The sequence below is a fragment of the Kitasatospora sp. NPDC052868 genome (genome assembly GCF_044547105.1).
GTDB lineage: Bacteria > Actinomycetota > Actinomycetes > Streptomycetales > Streptomycetaceae > Kitasatospora.
On record NZ_JBITZW010000003.1, the window covers coordinates 46,792 to 62,025 of the forward strand.

Annotated in this window: 12 protein-coding genes and 1 pseudogene; 8 read left to right on the forward strand and 5 right to left on the reverse strand. The window is 73.2% G+C overall.

Annotated elements, in window-relative coordinates; all coding sequences use genetic code 11:
* The first annotated feature begins 185 nt into the window (after positions 1 to 185).
* The 3 genes and pseudogenes from ACIGZJ_RS06700 (at position 186) to ACIGZJ_RS06710 (ending at position 4,071) form a co-directional block, all read left to right on the forward strand.
* Positions 186 to 2,287: pseudogene (locus ACIGZJ_RS06700) on the forward strand (thioredoxin domain-containing protein).
* Positions 2,288 to 2,349: 62 nt separating this feature from the next.
* On the forward strand, positions 2,350 to 3,204 hold the full coding sequence (locus tag ACIGZJ_RS06705; protein ID WP_396456258.1) for a GNAT family N-acetyltransferase: 855 nt from the start codon (positions 2,350 to 2,352) through the stop codon (positions 3,202 to 3,204).
* Between the two features lie 84 nt (positions 3,205 to 3,288).
* The gene (locus ACIGZJ_RS06710) at positions 3,289 to 4,071 is read left to right on the forward strand and encodes a sterol desaturase family protein (protein ID WP_396456259.1); all 783 of its coding nucleotides are present in this window, start codon (positions 3,289 to 3,291) and stop codon (positions 4,069 to 4,071) included.
* Positions 4,072 to 4,114: 43 nt separating this feature from the next.
* Here ACIGZJ_RS06710 and ACIGZJ_RS06715 read toward each other — a convergent pair whose 3' ends face one another.
* Entirely contained in the window at positions 4,115 to 5,047 is a 933-nt protein-coding gene (locus ACIGZJ_RS06715; RefSeq protein ID WP_396456260.1) for a hypothetical protein, read from the reverse strand.
* Between the two features lie 251 nt (positions 5,048 to 5,298).
* Here ACIGZJ_RS06715 and ACIGZJ_RS06720 point away from each other — a divergent pair, with 251 nt between their 5' ends.
* Both ACIGZJ_RS06720 and ACIGZJ_RS06725 read left to right on the forward strand, forming a co-directional pair.
* The gene (locus ACIGZJ_RS06720; protein ID WP_396456261.1) at positions 5,299 to 5,979 is read left to right on the forward strand and encodes a papain-like cysteine protease family protein; all 681 of its coding nucleotides are present in this window, start codon (positions 5,299 to 5,301) and stop codon (positions 5,977 to 5,979) included.
* A gap of 9 nt (positions 5,980 to 5,988) precedes the next feature.
* A complete protein-coding gene (locus tag ACIGZJ_RS06725; protein ID WP_396456262.1) occupies positions 5,989 to 6,834 on the forward strand; it encodes a hypothetical protein in 846 nt (281 codons plus the stop codon).
* Positions 6,835 to 6,923: 89 nt separating this feature from the next.
* Here ACIGZJ_RS06725 and ACIGZJ_RS06730 read toward each other — a convergent pair whose 3' ends face one another.
* The gene (locus tag ACIGZJ_RS06730) at positions 6,924 to 7,580 is read right to left on the reverse strand and encodes a TetR family transcriptional regulator (protein ID WP_396456263.1); all 657 of its coding nucleotides are present in this window, start codon (positions 7,578 to 7,580) and stop codon (positions 6,924 to 6,926) included.
* A gap of 8 nt (positions 7,581 to 7,588) precedes the next feature.
* Complete coding sequence (locus ACIGZJ_RS06735) at positions 7,589 to 9,151, reverse strand: MFS transporter (RefSeq protein WP_396456264.1); 1,563 nt, start codon at positions 9,149 to 9,151, stop codon at positions 7,589 to 7,591.
* 307 nt (positions 9,152 to 9,458) lie between these two features.
* On the opposite strand from ACIGZJ_RS06735, the gene ACIGZJ_RS06740 reads away from it, so the two are divergent.
* Positions 9,459 to 9,878 (forward strand): hypothetical protein, encoded by a 420-nt coding sequence (locus tag ACIGZJ_RS06740; protein ID WP_396456265.1) that lies wholly within the window; start codon positions 9,459 to 9,461, stop codon positions 9,876 to 9,878.
* Here ACIGZJ_RS06740 and ACIGZJ_RS06745 read toward each other — a convergent pair.
* On the reverse strand, positions 9,849 to 10,514 hold the full coding sequence (locus ACIGZJ_RS06745) for a hemolysin III family protein (protein ID WP_396456266.1): 666 nt from the start codon (positions 10,512 to 10,514) through the stop codon (positions 9,849 to 9,851). The two genes, ACIGZJ_RS06740 and ACIGZJ_RS06745, sit on opposite strands and share 30 nt — an antisense overlap.
* Before the next feature lie 275 nt (positions 10,515 to 10,789).
* On the opposite strand from ACIGZJ_RS06745, the gene ACIGZJ_RS06750 reads away from it, so the two are divergent.
* Complete coding sequence (locus ACIGZJ_RS06750) at positions 10,790 to 12,616, forward strand: phosphoenolpyruvate carboxykinase (GTP) (RefSeq protein ID WP_396456267.1); 1,827 nt, start codon at positions 10,790 to 10,792, stop codon at positions 12,614 to 12,616.
* Positions 12,617 to 12,822: 206 nt separating this feature from the next.
* On the opposite strand, the gene ACIGZJ_RS06755 is transcribed toward ACIGZJ_RS06750, so the two are convergent.
* Positions 12,823 to 14,037, reverse strand: a complete 1,215-nt coding sequence (locus tag ACIGZJ_RS06755; protein ID WP_396456268.1) for a pyridoxal phosphate-dependent aminotransferase — start codon at positions 14,035 to 14,037, stop codon at positions 12,823 to 12,825.
* A gap of 392 nt (positions 14,038 to 14,429) precedes the next feature.
* On the opposite strand from ACIGZJ_RS06755, the gene ACIGZJ_RS06760 reads away from it, so the two are divergent.
* Positions 14,430 to 15,143 (forward strand): prepilin peptidase, encoded by a 714-nt coding sequence (locus tag ACIGZJ_RS06760; RefSeq protein WP_396456269.1) that lies wholly within the window; start codon positions 14,430 to 14,432, stop codon positions 15,141 to 15,143.
* The last annotated feature ends 91 nt before the right edge of the window (positions 15,144 to 15,234 follow it).

Here is a 15,234-nt window from a genome sequence, read left to right on the forward strand (position 1 = left end):
TCAGCCCGCTGCTTCGATCGACTCGGGGCGTGCTCGGTGCGCCGAGCTGCCGAGACCCCGCAGCCCGAGCCAGACGTCAGGGTCGCGCGCGGTTGCTCGGGCAGCCGCTCGACGGCCTCTTCCCCGCAGCGGCCGGGCCGCCCGAAAGCAGCGCCGGGCGGTCCGGATCATGCGACGATGCGGGTATGAACCGACTGGCTAACGAGCAGTCGCCGTACCTCCTCCAGCACGCTTCCAATCCGGTGGATTGGTGGCCATGGGGAGAGGAGGCGATGAATGAAGCGAAGCGACGGGACGTGCCCATCCTCTTGAGTGTGGGCTATGCGTCCTGTCACTTATGCTTCTACTAATTTACTGGTGCCATGTGATGGCGCACGAGTCCTTTGAGGACGGGGCGGTGGCCGGGTACGTCAATGAGCGGTTCGTCGCGGTGAAGGTCGACCGGGAGGAGCGGCCGGACGTCGACGCGGTGTACATGGAGGCCGTGCAGGCCGCGACCGGGCAGGGGGGCTGGCCGATGACGGTCTTCCTCACGCCCGAGAAGGACCCGTTCTACTTCGGCACGTACTTCCCGCCCGAGCCCCGGCACGGCATGCCGTCGTTCCGGCAGGTGCTGGAGGGTGTGGACAGCGCCTGGCGCGAGCGGCGGGAGGAGGTCGGCGAGGTGGCCGCCCGGATCCGGGCCGATCTGGCCGAGCGGGCCTCGGTGTACTCGACGGGCAGCGGGGTGCACCAGCCGCCCGGGGAGGCGGACCTCCACCAGGCGCTGGTCGCGCTCAGCCGGTCCTTCGACGCCGCCCGCGGCGGATTCGGCGGGGCGCCGAAGTTCCCGCCGGCCATGGTGATCGAGTTCCTGCTGCGCCACCACGCCCGGACCGGCTCCGAGGCGGCCCTGGAGATGGCCGTCCGCACCGGGGACGCGATGGCCCGCGGCGGCATCCACGACCAGCTCGGCGGCGGCTTCGCCCGCTACTCGGTGGACGCCGGCTGGGTGGTGCCGCACTTCGAGAAGATGCTCTACGACAACGCGCTGCTGCTCCGCGCCTACCTGCACCTGTGGCGCGCCACCGGCGACGGGCGGGCCCGCCGGGTCGCGCTCGCCACGGCCGACTTCCTGCTGCGCGAACTGCGCACCCCCGAGGGCGCGTTCGCCTCGGCGCTGGACGCGGACAGCCTCGACCCGGCGAGCGGGAAGTCCACCGAGGGGGCCTACTACGCCTGGACGCCCGGGCAGTTGGCCGAGGTACTGGGCGAGGCGGACGGCGGCTACGCGGCCGAGCTGTTCGAGGTGACGCCGGAGGGCACCTTCGAGCACGGCTCCTCGGTGCTGCAGCTGCTGCGCGACCCCGAGGACCCGGCCGCGGCCGAGCTGGTCCGGGCCCGGCTGTTCGAGGCACGGGCCCGGCGGCCGGCGCCCGCCCGGGACGACAAGGTGGTCGCGGCCTGGAACGGCCTCGCCATCGCCGCCCTGGCCGAGACCGGCGCCCTGCTGGAGCGCCCCGACCTGGTCGAGGCCGCCGAGCGCGCCGCCGACCTGCTGCTCGCCGTCCACCTCACGCCCGAGGGCCGGCTGCTGCGCACCTCCCGGGACGGCCGGGCCGGTGCCAACGCGGGCGTCCTGGAGGACTACGCCGACACCGCCGAGGGCTTCCTCGCGCTGTACGCCGTCACCGGCGAGGCGGAGTGGCTGCAGCTGGCCGGCGGGCTGCTCGACACCGTGCTGAAGCACTTCGCCGACGAGGCGTCCGGTGCGCTGTACGACACCGCCGACGACGCCGAGGAGCTGATCCGGCGCCCGCAGGACCCGACCGACAACGCCACCCCGTCCGGCTGGACGGCTGCCGCCAACGCCCTGCTCACCTACGCCGCGTACACCGGTTCGGCGCGCCACCGCACCGCCGCCGAGCGGGCCCTCGGCATCGTCGGGGCGCTCGCCTCGCGGGCCCCGCGCTTCATCGGCTGGGGCCTGGCCGCGGCCGAGGCGCTGGCGGACGGGCCGCGCGAGGTCGCCGTGGTCGGCCCGGCCGGCGATCCGGCGACGGCCGCGCTGCACCGGGCCGCCCTGCTGGGCACCGCGCCCGGCGCGGTGGTCGCCCTCGGCGAGCCGGGAGCGGGCGCCGGGCCGGGGTCGGACGGCGGCCCGGGGTCGGACGAGGTGCCGCTGCTGGCGGATCGCCCGCTGGTCGGCGGTGCACCCGCCGCGTACGTCTGCCGGCACTTCAGCTGCGACGCGCCGACCACGGACCCGGAGGTCCTGCTGGAGCGGCTGGGCGGCACCGCCCGGTAGCAGGTGTCCGGGCCGGTGGAAAACGCTTTGTCCCCGGTCCGGCCGGCGCGGGAGAATGCGCCATGACCTGGACGGTGAGCGGCTCCCTCGACGACTTCCGCACGCACACGGACGCCTTTCTGGCCGAGCGCCCGGCCGAGAACACCGTGCTGCTCACGGTCGTGCACCGGCTCGCCGGGTACGGCCTGGACGTCTTCGGGGAGGGGGCGCCGGCCTTCGGCTGGTGGCGGGCCGAGCCGGGCGGCCCGGTCGCGGGAGCCTTCCTGCAGACCCCGCCGTACGAGCCGCGGCTGGGCACGATGCCCGTCGAGGCCGCGGCGGAGCTCGCCGGGGTGCTGGCGGCGGCGGGTACGGGCGTGCAGGGGGTGTCCGGTGGCGAGGGCCCGGCGCGGGCGTTCAGCGCGGCCTGGCAGGCCGCCACCGGGGCCACCGAGTCCGTCAAGAGCAGCGAACGGCTTTACCGCTTGGGTGAGTTGACGCTGGACCCGGCCCGCACCCCGGCCGGGCGCCACCGTCCGGCGGTGGCGGCCGACCGCGAGCTGCTGATCGGCTGGTACGAGGCCTTCCTGACCGAGACCGGGGTGCTGCTGCCCAACGTCGCGCGCAGCGTGGACGATCGGACGGCCGCGGGCGGGCTGTGCCTCTGGGAGGACGCCGGCCGCCCGGTCGCGATGGCCGGTGTCAGCCCGGTGATCGCCGGGATGTCCCGGGTCGGCCCGGTGTTCACCCCGCCCGAGCTGCGCGGGCGCGGTTACGCGAGCGGGGTCACCGCCGCGGCCTCGGCGCATGCGCTGGACCGCGGGGCGGCCGAGGTGCTGCTCTACACCGACCTGGCCAACCCGACCAGCAACTCGATCTACCAGCGGATCGGCTACCGTCCGGTGGAGGACTGCCTGACGCTGGACTTCCGGAGCTGAGCGGCCGACGGCCGGGCCGCGGCCGCGAGCCCGTCGGGTCTGCCGCGCCGCCCGTCCGGGTAGGCCGGGGGTGGGGGTGTCGTGATGATGGACGAACTGCTGGCGTGGGCGGGCCGGTTGGGCCTGGCGGAGGTGGTGGCCGGGGCGCTGGCCGCCAACCTGGGGCTGCTGGCGGTGTCGTTGGCCGCCGGCACGCTGCTGGTCCGGCGCTTCGGGGAACAGCGGGTGACCCCGCCGCCGCCACCGCCCGACCGGCGCGAGCTGGCCCTGGTCGTGGTCGCCGTCCTGCTCAACTCCGCCGTCGGCGTGGCCGGCTGGGCGCTGTGGCAGGCCGGCTGGATCCGGCTGACGGCCGACACCGGGCTACGGGCGGCCGCCGAACTGCTGGTGTTCACCCTGGTGATGGACGCCCTGATGTACCTCGGCCACTGGCTCGCCCACCAGCGCCGGCTGTACCGGCTGGCGCACGAACTGCACCACCGCTACCCGGACCCGAGGCCGTCCACCCTCTTCGTGCTGCACCCGCTGGAGGTGCTCGGCTTCGGCGGCACCTGGATCGCGGTGCTCTGCCTGCGGGAGATCTCCCTCGCCGCGCTGGCCGGGTACATCGGCGTGAACCTGCTGTTCGGCCTGCTGGGGCACCTCGGCGTGGAGCCCTTCCCCGCCCGGATCCGGCGGCGCGCGCTGTTCCGCTGGGTGGCCCTGCCGATGTTCCACGCCGGGCACCACGCCGACCCGGGGGTGAACCTGGGCTTCTACACCACCGTCTGGGACCGCCTGTTCGGCACGATCGACCCGGCGTACGACCGCAGGCGCGCGGCGGAGCACCCGGCGGAGCACCTGTCGGAGCACCCGGCCCGGGCCTGAGGCGGTCGGGGGCGGGAGACCGTCGGGGAGCGGCAGGCGGGGGCTACTCCCAGGCCCAGCGGATGCCCAGCAGGCACGGCTGCAGGGCGGTGGCCACCAGGTGGACGCAGCGGTGGCCGTCGAGGGTCAGCTCCTCCGTCTCGTAGGGCTTCTCGCCGGGGGAGCGCAGGGCGAAGCGGTGGCAGCGGACGGGGAGGGCGTCGGGGTGGAAGGTGACCTGGAGGACGTACTGGCCGGCGCCGGAGTTGAAGCCGCGGACGTATTCGCAGCTGGGCTCGGGTGACGGGGCGTCGTCGAAGCCGTAGCCGAGCAGGTGGGTGTCGCCGGCCCGCAGGCGGCGGTCCAGCAGGAGTTCGGCGACGAGCAGGTCGTGGGCCTGGTCGCGGCGGACGCGGCCGGGGCGGCAGTTCTCCTCGGCGCGGACCCCGACGCGGGAGATGTCGCAGCCCGGATCGCCCTGGTAGAGCGCGAGGTAGCGGTCGATGCCGTCGCGGTGGGCGCGCAGGGCGTGTTGGGAGTCGCGGCGCAGCAGTGCGCGGTCGGCGCCGATGCGGATGCGCTCGATGTGGGTGATGGTGTGCAGCCCGGTGTCGCGCGGGCCCGAGATGGCGGCAAGCAGGTCGTCGACGGCGCCGGGCGGGGCGATCAGGTCCCGGTAGGGGCGTACGGGCGGGCCGGCCGGGTCGGCGGGGGTGGCCCGGCGGGGGCCGAGGAGCCGGGTGAGGGAGTGCTCGGGCAGGTCCAGGACCTCCTCCAACGCCCTTACCGCGCGCAGGGATTCGGCACGTTCGGGGCGGCGGCGGCCCTGCTGCCAGTAGCTGAGGCTGGTGAGCCCGACGTGGACGCCGCGCTGGGCGAGGTGTTCGCGGACCCGGTGCAGGGCGAGGCCGCGGGCGGCGATGGCGGTGCGCAGGGCGAGGTGGAACGGTCCGCTGCGCAGTGCGGTGGCGAGGTCGGTGTGTTCGCTGCGCGGCATGGCTTCCTCCTCGCCCGGCGGGCACCCGGCTGGTCGTGAATATTCACATGCGGAGCCCGGTTTGTCACTGGTCGGGCCCCGTTGCGCGGGGATTTCCGGGGGCGCGTTCACACCTGCCGGGGGCTGTTCACACCCCGGTGCGGGGGGCCGTGAGGCCGTTGACCTGCCTGCGTCAACGGCGCGATGCTCAGGACGCGATCCGGACCGCACCCCCACACCCCAACTCCTGCCCTGTGCAAGGAGGATTCCCCATGTCTCCACGTCCACGGACACGCCTGCGCCATGCGGTCTCGGTGCTCGCGCTCGGTGTGCTCGGCCCGGCCCTCACCGTCGCCGCCACCACCCCCGCCCAAGCCGCCGCCCCCGCCGCCACCCAGGCCCACGCCGCCCCCACGGCGTCGGCCCAGGTCGGGTCGGCCGCCGCGGCGGGCAGTACGGCCGATCTGGCCGGTACGTACAAGAAGCTCAACATCACCATGCAGCAGCAACAGCAGACCAACTGGTGCTGGGCGGCGAGCGGGAACACCATCGCCACCTGGTTCGGCTACACCTACAGCCAGAACCAGTTCTGCAACGCCGCGTTCGGCCGCTCGATCAACTCCAGCTGCCCCAACAGCCAGGCCACCCTGGGCGATGTGCAGAACGGCCTGAGCTGGGTCGGCCTCAACCCGGGCTCGTACGTGACCGGCTACCTGCGCTACAGCACGGTGCAGACCGAGGTGAACGCCAACCGGCCGATCGAGACCCGGATCCAGTGGAGCTCCGGCGGCGGCCACATGCACGTGCTGTACGGCTACGACACCGGCAGCAACTGGGTCTACTGGGGCGATCCGTGGCCCTCCAACAACCGCTACAACTGGGCGGACTACAACTACTACGTGTCCAACGGCACGTTCTCCTGGACCCACTCCCTGTACCGGATCGGCGCGTGAGGGGCGATCATGACTGACCTCAGCAAGGCCCGCCGGGCAGCCGTCACCGTCCTGCTCGCGGCCGGCCTCGGCCTGGCCGTCACCCCGGCCGCGCACGCGGACACCCCGGCCGGCGCCCCCGTGCCGGTCACCGCCGCCGAGCTGGCGCAGGCCCGCAGCGCGGCCCAGAGCCCGGCGGTCCTGGACCGGTTGGGCCACTTCTTCGCCCGCAAGGGCGTGCCGCCCACCCAGCAGCTGACCATCGGCGCGGCCGAGGAGGCACGGGCGGCCACGGCGGCCGCGCCGGCGCTGGCCGGCGAGACGGTGCCGGTCTACACCCTGGACGCGGCCTTTGTGGCCGGGACCTCGGGCGCGCCGGTGGCGAAGGCCGAGTTCACCGCGAGCCGGGCCGTGTCGGCGGACGGCCAGGTCGCCTCGGTCTGGACGGTCAAGCAGGGCGACACCTGGCAGGTCGTCAACATCGCCTCCGGCGGAGACGAGGGCGACTACGCGGCGAAGGCGGCGGCGGGCGGCGGCACGGCGTTCCGCGAGCCGCAGCTCAACGCCTGGTACGTGCTGCGCGAGGGCCGGGTGCTGCCGCTGGACGACGAGGCGCGGCGCTCGGTGGGCACGTCCGGGGTGAGCCTGGCGGCGTACCAGCGGCTGGTCCACCAGCGGTACGGCGACAAGCTGCCCGGCTCGGCGTACGACCGGGCCGGGAAGGGCGGCGGGTACCAGCCCGACGCCGCGTCCGGGCAGGCGGCCCAAGGCGGAACGGCGCTGCCCGCCGTCACGGCGGCCGCCGCCCTGGGCGCCACGGCGCTCGCGGGCGCGGGCATCGCCCTGCGGCGGCGGGCGGGTGCCCGACGAGGGTAGGGCGCCCACCCGTACGCGGGGGCGGCGGGATCCGGCGGCGGCCGGTCCCACCGCCCCCGCGGCTTCTTCGGGTCGGCGCGGAGCCGGCCTCAGACGCCGCGGAAACCGCGCTCCAGGACGGCGAACGCGTGGTCGACCAGGTCGGCGATGTCGTCCCGGCCGTCGCTCTCGGCCCAGTGCAGCACCACCTCGGTGGTGGCGGCGGCGACGGCCGCGGCGGTGATCCGCATGTCCAGGGTGGGCTGTTCGATCCCGGCCCGCCGGGTGAGCACGGTGAGGTACAGCTGCTGCGGGTCGTTCGGCGGCTCGTGCATCCGGGCGCGCAGCACGGGGACTTCGCTGACCAGCCGCATCCGGGTGAGCAGCTCCTCGCGTTCGTCCTGAAGCAGTTCGCGGATCAGACCGATGACGGTCTCCCGGCAGGACTGCAGGAACGGTTCGTCGGCCGGGCGGGCCAGCAGCGCGGTGACCAGGGCCGGGTCGTACTCGTCACTGAGGACGAGGTCCTCCTTGGTGGCGAAGTACCGGAAGAAGGTGGACTGCGAGACCTCGGCCGCCGCCGCGATCTGGTCGACCGTGGTGTTCTCGTACCCCTGCTCGGAGATCAGCCGGTACGCCTCGCGGCGGATCGCCTGGCGCGTCTTCAGCTTCTTTCGCTCGCGCAGCGACAGCGGCGCCTCCAGTAGCGCCTGGACCAGCGTGGTCTGGCCTGCCGGGGGTGCCGCTGTCGGCTGCAGTGCGCTCATATCTTCGATTATCCGCGATCGGCGGCGGGTACGGTGGCCGGTCCCGCGCCGGGCTCCGGTGCCTCCTCGGCCGCGGGCTCGGCGGTGTGCGGTTCGGCGGCGGGCATCCGCAGGGCGACCAGCACCGCCGACAGGACGGCGATCACCCCGGCCACCAGCAGGACCAGCGTCATGCCGTGGATGTACGCGGCGTGCGCGGAGGCGGCCAGCGCGGGGTTGCCGGTGGCGGTGGCGACGGCGTCGGCGGCGACCACCGACTGCCCGGCCTTGTCCGCGGCCTCGGCGGGAAGCCCGGCGGTGTCCAGCGCGTGCCGGTACGAGCCGGCCAGCAGGCTGCCGAACACGGCGACCCCGATCGCGCCGCCGACCTGGCGGAGCGTCTGCATCAGCCCGGAGCCGACGCCGGCCCGGGCGGGCGGCAGGGTGAGCAGCGCCGAGGCCTGCGCGGTGATGATCGACATCCCCATGCCGAGGCCGAGCAGCGGGAGCCAGATCGCGGCCAGGCCGTACCCGTCCGAGACACCGGTGGTACTGCCCAGCAGGAGCGAGGCGGCCAGCACGGCGAGCCCGACGGAGATCACGGCGCGCGGGCCGATCCGGGCGACCAGCCGGTCGCTCAGCCTGGCGGCCACCATCAGGCCGCCCATCAGCGGCATCAGCCGCAGACCGGTGCCCAGGGCGTCGGCGCCGAGCACGTTCTGGAAGTACTGCGGCAGGACGAAGAACCCGCCGAACAGCACGACCGACACCAGCGTCGCGGCCACCGCCGACCACCGGAAGGTCGGGTCGGCCAGCAGCGCCAGGTCGAGCATCGGGCCGTCCTGGCGGCGGCTGCGCAGCACCAGCACGGTGAGCGCGACCAGCGAGCCGCCGAGCATCCCGAGGACCAGGGGGTCGGTCCAGCCGCGGGCGGGGATCTCGATGATCCCGTAGGTGAGCGCCGAGAGTCCGCCCGCGCCGAGCGCGGTGGCCACCAGGTCGATCCGCGGGGCGTCGGGGTTGAGGCTCTCCGGGAGCAGCAGCAGGCACGCGGTGATGCCGATGGCGACCAGCGGCAGGTTGATCAGGAAGATCGAGCCCCACCAGAAGTGCTGGAGCAGGAAGCCGCCGATCAGCGGGCCGAACGGCATGCCGGCGGCGAGCGCCCCGGCCAGGATCGCGGTCGCGCGGCGCTGCTCGCCGGGCGGGAAGAGCCCGGGGATCACGGCCATCGACATCGGCATGACCAGCGCACCCGCCAGGCCCATCGCGGCCCGGGCGGCGATCAGGGTGCCGGGGCTGTCGGCGAGCATGCCGACGGCGGAGGCGAGCCCGAACAGGGCGAGGCCGCTGGTGAGGGTGCGGCGTCGGCCGAAGCGGTCGCCGATCAGCCCGGCCGGGAGCATCACGGCGGCGAAGACCACGGTGTAGGAGTCGACGATCCACTGCAGCTGCCCGGTGGTGGCCTCCAGTTGGGTGGCCAGGGTGGGCAGGGCCACGTTGAGGATCGTCATGTCGAAGCTGATCACCAGGACGCTGAGCGCCACGGCGACCAGTGCGAGCCAGCGGCGTGGGTCGGGAACGGGCGGCATGGCGAACCTCCGGGAACCCAGGGGAGAGTTTCTGTCAAATGACAGTAACTCTCAAAAGGTGGTCGCCGTCAACGTCGGAGAAATCGTGACCACCCGGCTACCTGCGGTGACGTGTCTGGGAAGTGCGCGTTCCGCACACGGAATTGACGCAACGTTGATCTGTCGTTCGCCGCCTCGGGGGCCTGGCGGGTGACTGTCGGTAGATACCATGTGGCAATCGGTCAGTGCGGGCCGACGCGTGCCGAGAGCGGAGAAGGGGTGGGGCGGCAGGAGCCGACCACGAGCCCGGCGCAGGAAGGGGAGTCGAATGGCCGGTAGGGAAACGGGTGGCGCGCAGGTGTGGGGCGCCGCCGTGGTGGTGGCATCCGCGCTGGCGGTGGTCGCCGCCTACCTGATCAACGGCGCCGCGCTGGTCCTGGCGGTCGCCGGGGTCGAGACGCTGCTGCTGATGGTGTACGTCGCCCGCAGGTGGCGGGCGCTGCACCGGCCGGTCAGGCCGAGCGGCCACGGTGAGCACCGGCGCAGCGCCCCGGGCGCTGCGCACTGCGAGCGCTGTGCGCGGGCCCGCGAGGCGCTGGACGCCCGCCAGGTCCGCCGGGCTCCCGGCCGTCCGCCGGGCCGTCCGCCGGGCGGGATCGCAGAACGGGCGGCCGACCGGTCCGTGGACCGGCCTGCCGCCCGTCATGGGCTGTCGGGCTCAGCCGGCCGTGCTGTACGCCACCAGTGAGACCCCTACGTACTGCACGATGAAGGCCCCGAGGGTGAAGGCGTGGAACACCTCGTGGAAGCCGAACCAGCGCGGTGACGGGTTGGGCCGCTTGAGGCCGTACACCACGCCGCCCAGGCTGTAGAGCACGCCGCCGACGATCATCAGCACCAGGACGGTCACGCCGCCGGTGCGCAGGAAGTCCGGCAGGAAGAACGCGGCGGCCCAGCCCAGGGCGATGTAGACCGGTGTGTACAGCCAGCGCGGCGCGCCGACCCAGAACACCCGGAACGCGATGCCCGCCAGCGCGCCGCCCCAGACCGCCCAGAGCAGCACCTGCTGCGAGGCGCCCCGCAGCAGCAGGATGGTGAACGGGGTGTAGGTGCCCGCGATGATCAGGAAGATGTTCGCGTGGTCGAGCCGGCGCAGCACGGCGTCGCCGCGCGGGCCCCAGTCGAAGCGGTGGTAGACCGCGCTCACCCCGAACAGCAGCCAGGCGCTGGCCGAGTAGATCGCGCACGCGATCTTGGCGGGTGTGGACTCGGCCAGGCAGATCAGCACGATCCCGGCGGCGACGGTGGCGGGGAACATTCCGGCGTGCAGCCAGCCGCGCCACTTCGGCTTGCTCTCAGCGAGCTCAGCAGTCATGGGCAGCATGCTACCGGCGACCTACGGACGCGTAGGTTACCCGCCCGTAGGAAGTGGCGATCGTCACTCTTGGACGTTTTGGAGTGTTCGAGGTGATGGTGCGCATGCCCTCGCCCGGCCGGAAGCGACTTGTTACTGGCGAGTAATAGTACTGAAAGTAGTAAAAGATGCGTCAATTTCACCGCTGCGCCGTATTCGGGGCTTGAGGCCGGAGCTACGCTGCAAGCACCCTCAAACCCCCGCTACGCCGTCTCCCTGCCGAGATGGCGTGAAACGGAGCGATCGTGTCGTACGAGAACTCTGCTCTCAGCGCATCCGCGCCCACCCGCCACAAGCGACTGCTGGCCTGGGTGAGCGAGATCGCGGAGCTCACCCAGCCGGCTCGCATCGAGTGGTGCGACGGTTCCGAGGAGGAGTACCAGCGCCTCGCGGACCTGCTGGTGGCCCAGGGAACCTTCAAGAAGCTCAACCAGGAGAAGCGCCCCAACTCCTACTACGCCACCTCGGACCCCACGGACGTGGCGCGCGTCGAGGACCGGACCTACATCTGCTCCGAGCAGGAGAAGGACGCGGGCCCGACCAACAACTGGAAGGCGCCCGCCGAGATGCGGGAGGTCTTCCAGGGGGAGAACGGCCTGTTCCGCGGCTCGATGAAGGGCCGCACGATGTACGTCGTGCCCTTCTCGATGGGCCCGGTCGGCTCCCCGCTGGCCGCGTACGGCGTCGAGATCACCGACTCCGCCTACGTCGCCGTGTCGATGCGCGTGATGACCCGCATGGGCCAGGCCGTGATCGACCAGCTCGGCGAGGACGGCGACTTCGTCAAGGCCGTGCACACCGTCGGGGCCCCGCTGGCAGAGGGCGAGGCGGACGTCGCCTGGCCGTGCAACACCACCAAGTACATCTCGCACTTCCCGGAGACCCGGGAGATCTGGTCCTTCGGCTCCGGCTACGGCGGCAACGCCCTGCTCGGCAAGAAGTGCTACGCGCTGCGCATCGCCTCGACGATGGCCCGCGACGAGGGCTGGCTGGCCGAGCACATGCTCGTCCTCAAGCTCACCCCGCCGAGCGGCGAGGCCAAGTACGTGGCGGCGGCCTTCCCGTCCGCCTGCGGCAAGACCAACCTCGCCATGCTCCAGCCCACCATCCCGGGCTGGAAGGTCGAGACGATCGGCGACGACATCGCCTGGATGCGCTTCGGCGCCGACGGCCGCCTGTACGCCATCAACCCCGAGGCCGGTTTCTTCGGCGTCGCCCCCGGCACCGGGGTGGACACCAACGCCAACGCCATCGAGACCCTCTGGGGCAACACCGTCTACACCAACGTCGCGCTGACCGACGACGGCGACGTGTGGTGGGAGGGCCTGACCGAGGAGCCCCCGGCCCACCTCACCGACTGGCGCGGCAACGACTGGACGCCGGAGTCCGGCACCCCGGCCGCCCACCCGAACGCCCGCTTCGCCGTCCCGGCGGCACAGTGCCCGACCATCGCCCCCGAGTGGGAGGACCCGGCGGGTGTGCCGATCTCGGCCATCCTGTTCGGCGGCCGCCGCGCCACCGCCGTCCCGCTGGTGACGGAGTCCTTCAACTGGCAGCACGGCGTCTTCCTGGGTGCCAACATCGCCTCCGAGAAGACCGCCGCCGCCGAGGGCACCGTCGGCGAGCTGCGCCGCGACCCGTTCGCGATGCTGCCGTTCTGCGGCTACAACATGGGCGACTACTTCGGCCACTGGCTGAAGGTCGGCGCCCAGGCGGACGCCGCGAAGCTGCCGAAGATCTACTACGTGAACTGGTTCCGCAAGAACGGCGAGGGCAAGTTCGTCTGGCCCGGCTACGGCGAGAACAGCCGCGTGCTGAAGTGGGTCGTCGAGCGCCTGGAGGGTGACGGCGCGGGCGTCGAGACCCCGATCGGCGTGCTGCCGACGGTCGACGGCTTCGACCTGAACGGTCTGGAGCTGTCGAAGGAGGACCTCGACCTGCTCTTCACCGTCGACGCCGACATCTGGCGCCAGGAGGCCGCGCTCGTCCCGGCCCACCTGGAGCTGTTCGGCGAGCACACCCCCACCGAGCTGTGGGATGAGTACCGAGACCTGGTCGCGCGACTCGGCTGAGCCTGAGCCTCAGCCCGACATCACGGCCGGTGCGTGGCACGAATCGCGCACCGGACGAGCGACAGGACGGCCGGAGCCCCGCCGGATGATCTTTCCCCGACCAAGGAGATCGTCCGGACCGGAGCTCCGGCCGTAGCTTTTCCGGCCGTGGCTTTTCCGGCCGTGGCTCTTCCGGCCCGGGGCCGCCGGCCCGTGGCGGACCGTCGTCAGGGCTGGGTGTAGCCGCCGAGGAAGTCCCCGATCCGGGTGACGGCGTCGGTGATCTCCTCGGCGCGGGGGAGGGTCACCAGCCGGAAGTGGTCCGGCTCGGGCCAGTTGAAGCCGGTGCCCTGGACCAGCAGGATGCGCTGGGAGCGCAGCAGGTCCAGCACCATCTGCGCGTCGTCCTTGATCTTGTAGACCTTCGGATCCAGCCGGGGGAAGGCGTACAGCGCGCCCTTCGGCTTCACGCAGCTGACGCCAGGGATCTCGTTCAGCAGCCGGTACGCGGCGTCCCGGGACTCCAGCAGCCGACCGCCGGGCAGTACCAGGTCCTTGATCGACTGCCGCCCGCCGAGCGCCGCGGCCACCGCGTGCTGGGCCGGCATGTTGGCGCACAGCCGCATCGAGGCGAGCACGGTGAGGCCCTCGATGTAACTGCCGGCCCGCTGCCGGTCGCCGGAGAGCACCATCCAGCCGGAGCGGAAGCCCGCCACCCGGTAGGCCTTGGACAGGCCGTTGAAGGTGACGCAGAAGAGGTCCGGCGCCAGGGTCGCCAGCGGGATGTGCTCGGCGTCGTCGTAGAGGATCTTGTCGTAGATCTCGTCCGCGTAGACCACCAGCTTGTGCCGGCGGGCGATCTCGACGATGCCCTCCAGCACCTCGCGCGGGTAGACCGCGCCGGTCGGGTTGTTCGGGTTGATCACCACGATCGCCCTGGTCCGGTCGGTGACCTTGGACTCGATGTCGGCGAGGTCCGGGTACCACTCGGACTGCTCGTCGCAGCGGTAGTGCACGGCGGTGCCGCCGGCCAGCGAGACGGATGCCGTCCAGAGCGGGTAGTCCGGAGCGGGGACGAGCACCTCGTCGCCGTCGTCCAGCAGCGCGGTCATCGCCAGCTGGATCAGCTCGGAGACGCCGTTGCCGAGGAAGACGTCCTCGACGGTGAGCCCGTGCAGGCCGCGGTCCTCGTAGTGCATCACCACGGCACGGCGGGCGGACAGCAGGCCCTTGGAGTCGCCGTACCCGTGCGCGGAGGCGAGGTTGCGGAGGATGTCCTGGAGGATCTCCGGGGGCGCCTCGAACCCGAACACGGCGGGGTTGCCGGTGTTGAGCTTCAGGATGCGGTGGCCCTGCTCCTCCAGCCGCATCGCCTCGTCGAGCACCGGGCCGCGGATGTCGTAGCAGACGTTGGCGAGCTTGCTGGACTGGATGACCTGCATGCCTGCCTACTTTAGGGGTACGGCGGGGCCCTTCGGCGCGTGGTCCGGGGCGCGTCCCGCACCGCCTGCGACGGCGTCCTTCGATCGGCAGGCGGGGGCGGCGACCGGCCTTCCGGATCAGTGGCGCGGCATTCGGAACGCTGCCGAAGCCGAGGGATCCCGGGGGAGTGGAAGAAGGAGAGGAGACGGACCGCACACCGCCGCCGGCGTCGGCCGGCCGCGGGCGCGCCGGGTCCGGCGCCCGGTCCGCCCTCGATGACGGCGCCCGTGCCGTGGATGATGAGGTCCGTGCGGCGCCCGGGCTCCACCGGCGCGCCGTGGACGTCGGACGCCGAGGGGTGCCGGACGGCCCTGCGGGACCGGTGCCGGCGAGGTGAGCGAGAGGGGGCGCCGTGATCGCGGCCGCGCTCGGGGCGGTACTGGGAGGCCTGCTGGTGGCGCCGGCCCTGCGGGGCCTGGTGGTGCGCCATGCCGTGCCGGAGGGCGAACCGCCGTGCACGCACTGCCCGGCGTGCGCGCGGGCGCTGCGCGGGCTGCCGCCCACCGGCCGGTGCCCCGGCTGCCGGGAGCGGCTCGGCCCCGGCGCCTGGCAGGTGGAGGCGGTCACCGTCGCGGTGGCGGCGGCCGTGCTCGCGGTGGCGCACCCGGCCGACGCGGTGCTGCTGCTCTGGGCGGCCGGGCCCGGTGTGGTGCTCGGCTTCGTGGACGCCCGGTCGCGCCGCCTGCCGTACGTGCTCAGCTGGACGCTGGCGGCGGGCCTGGCGCTGCTGCTGACGGTGGTGGAGCTGTCGGCCGGCCGGCCGGACGTCCTGCTGCGCTGTCTGCTGGTCGCGCTCGCCGCCGGCGCGCTGTACGAACTGCCCGTCTGGCTGGGGCTGATGGGCGGCGGGGACTCCGTCCTCGCACTCGGCCTCGGCGCGCTGCTCGGCCGGTACGGCTGGTCCGCTGCCTTCACCGGGCTGTTCACGGCCTCGGTGCTCGCCGGGATCTGGTCCGTCGGCCTGGCCGTGGCCGCGCTGGCCCGACGCCGGCGGGTGCGCGGGCTGGACCTGCCGATGGGCCCGTTCCTGCTGCTCGGCACGCTCGCGGCGGCCCTCCTCGGGTAGGGCCCGATGCGTGGGCGGCCGGGCAGGCCGGGAGACGGGACGGGGCCCGTCGTACCGGTCAGGTACGACGGGCCCCGCCGTCGGCGCGCGG

Excerpts from the sequence above, each read along its gene's own strand:
- ACIGZJ_RS06755 (WP_396456268.1), bottom strand. The coding sequence starts at position 14,037 with ATGCAGGTCATCCAGTCCAGCAAGCTCGCCAACGTCTGCTACGACATC.
- ACIGZJ_RS06745 (WP_396456266.1), bottom strand. The coding sequence starts at position 10,514 with ATGCTGCCCATGACTGCTGAGCTCGCTGAGAGCAAGCCGAAGTGGCGC.
- ACIGZJ_RS06740 (WP_396456265.1), top strand. The coding sequence starts at position 9,459 with ATGGCCGGTAGGGAAACGGGTGGCGCGCAGGTGTGGGGCGCCGCCGTG.
- ACIGZJ_RS06725 (WP_396456262.1), top strand. The coding sequence starts at position 5,989 with ATGACTGACCTCAGCAAGGCCCGCCGGGCAGCCGTCACCGTCCTGCTC.
- ACIGZJ_RS06715 (WP_396456260.1), bottom strand. The coding sequence starts at position 5,047 with ATGCCGCGCAGCGAACACACCGACCTCGCCACCGCACTGCGCAGCGGA.
- ACIGZJ_RS06710 (WP_396456259.1), top strand. The coding sequence starts at position 3,289 with ATGATGGACGAACTGCTGGCGTGGGCGGGCCGGTTGGGCCTGGCGGAG.
- ACIGZJ_RS06720 (WP_396456261.1), top strand. The coding sequence starts at position 5,299 with ATGTCTCCACGTCCACGGACACGCCTGCGCCATGCGGTCTCGGTGCTC.
- ACIGZJ_RS06705 (WP_396456258.1), top strand. The coding sequence starts at position 2,350 with ATGACCTGGACGGTGAGCGGCTCCCTCGACGACTTCCGCACGCACACG.
- ACIGZJ_RS06735 (WP_396456264.1), bottom strand. The coding sequence starts at position 9,151 with ATGCCGCCCGTTCCCGACCCACGCCGCTGGCTCGCACTGGTCGCCGTG.
- ACIGZJ_RS06730 (WP_396456263.1), bottom strand. The coding sequence starts at position 7,580 with ATGAGCGCACTGCAGCCGACAGCGGCACCCCCGGCAGGCCAGACCACG.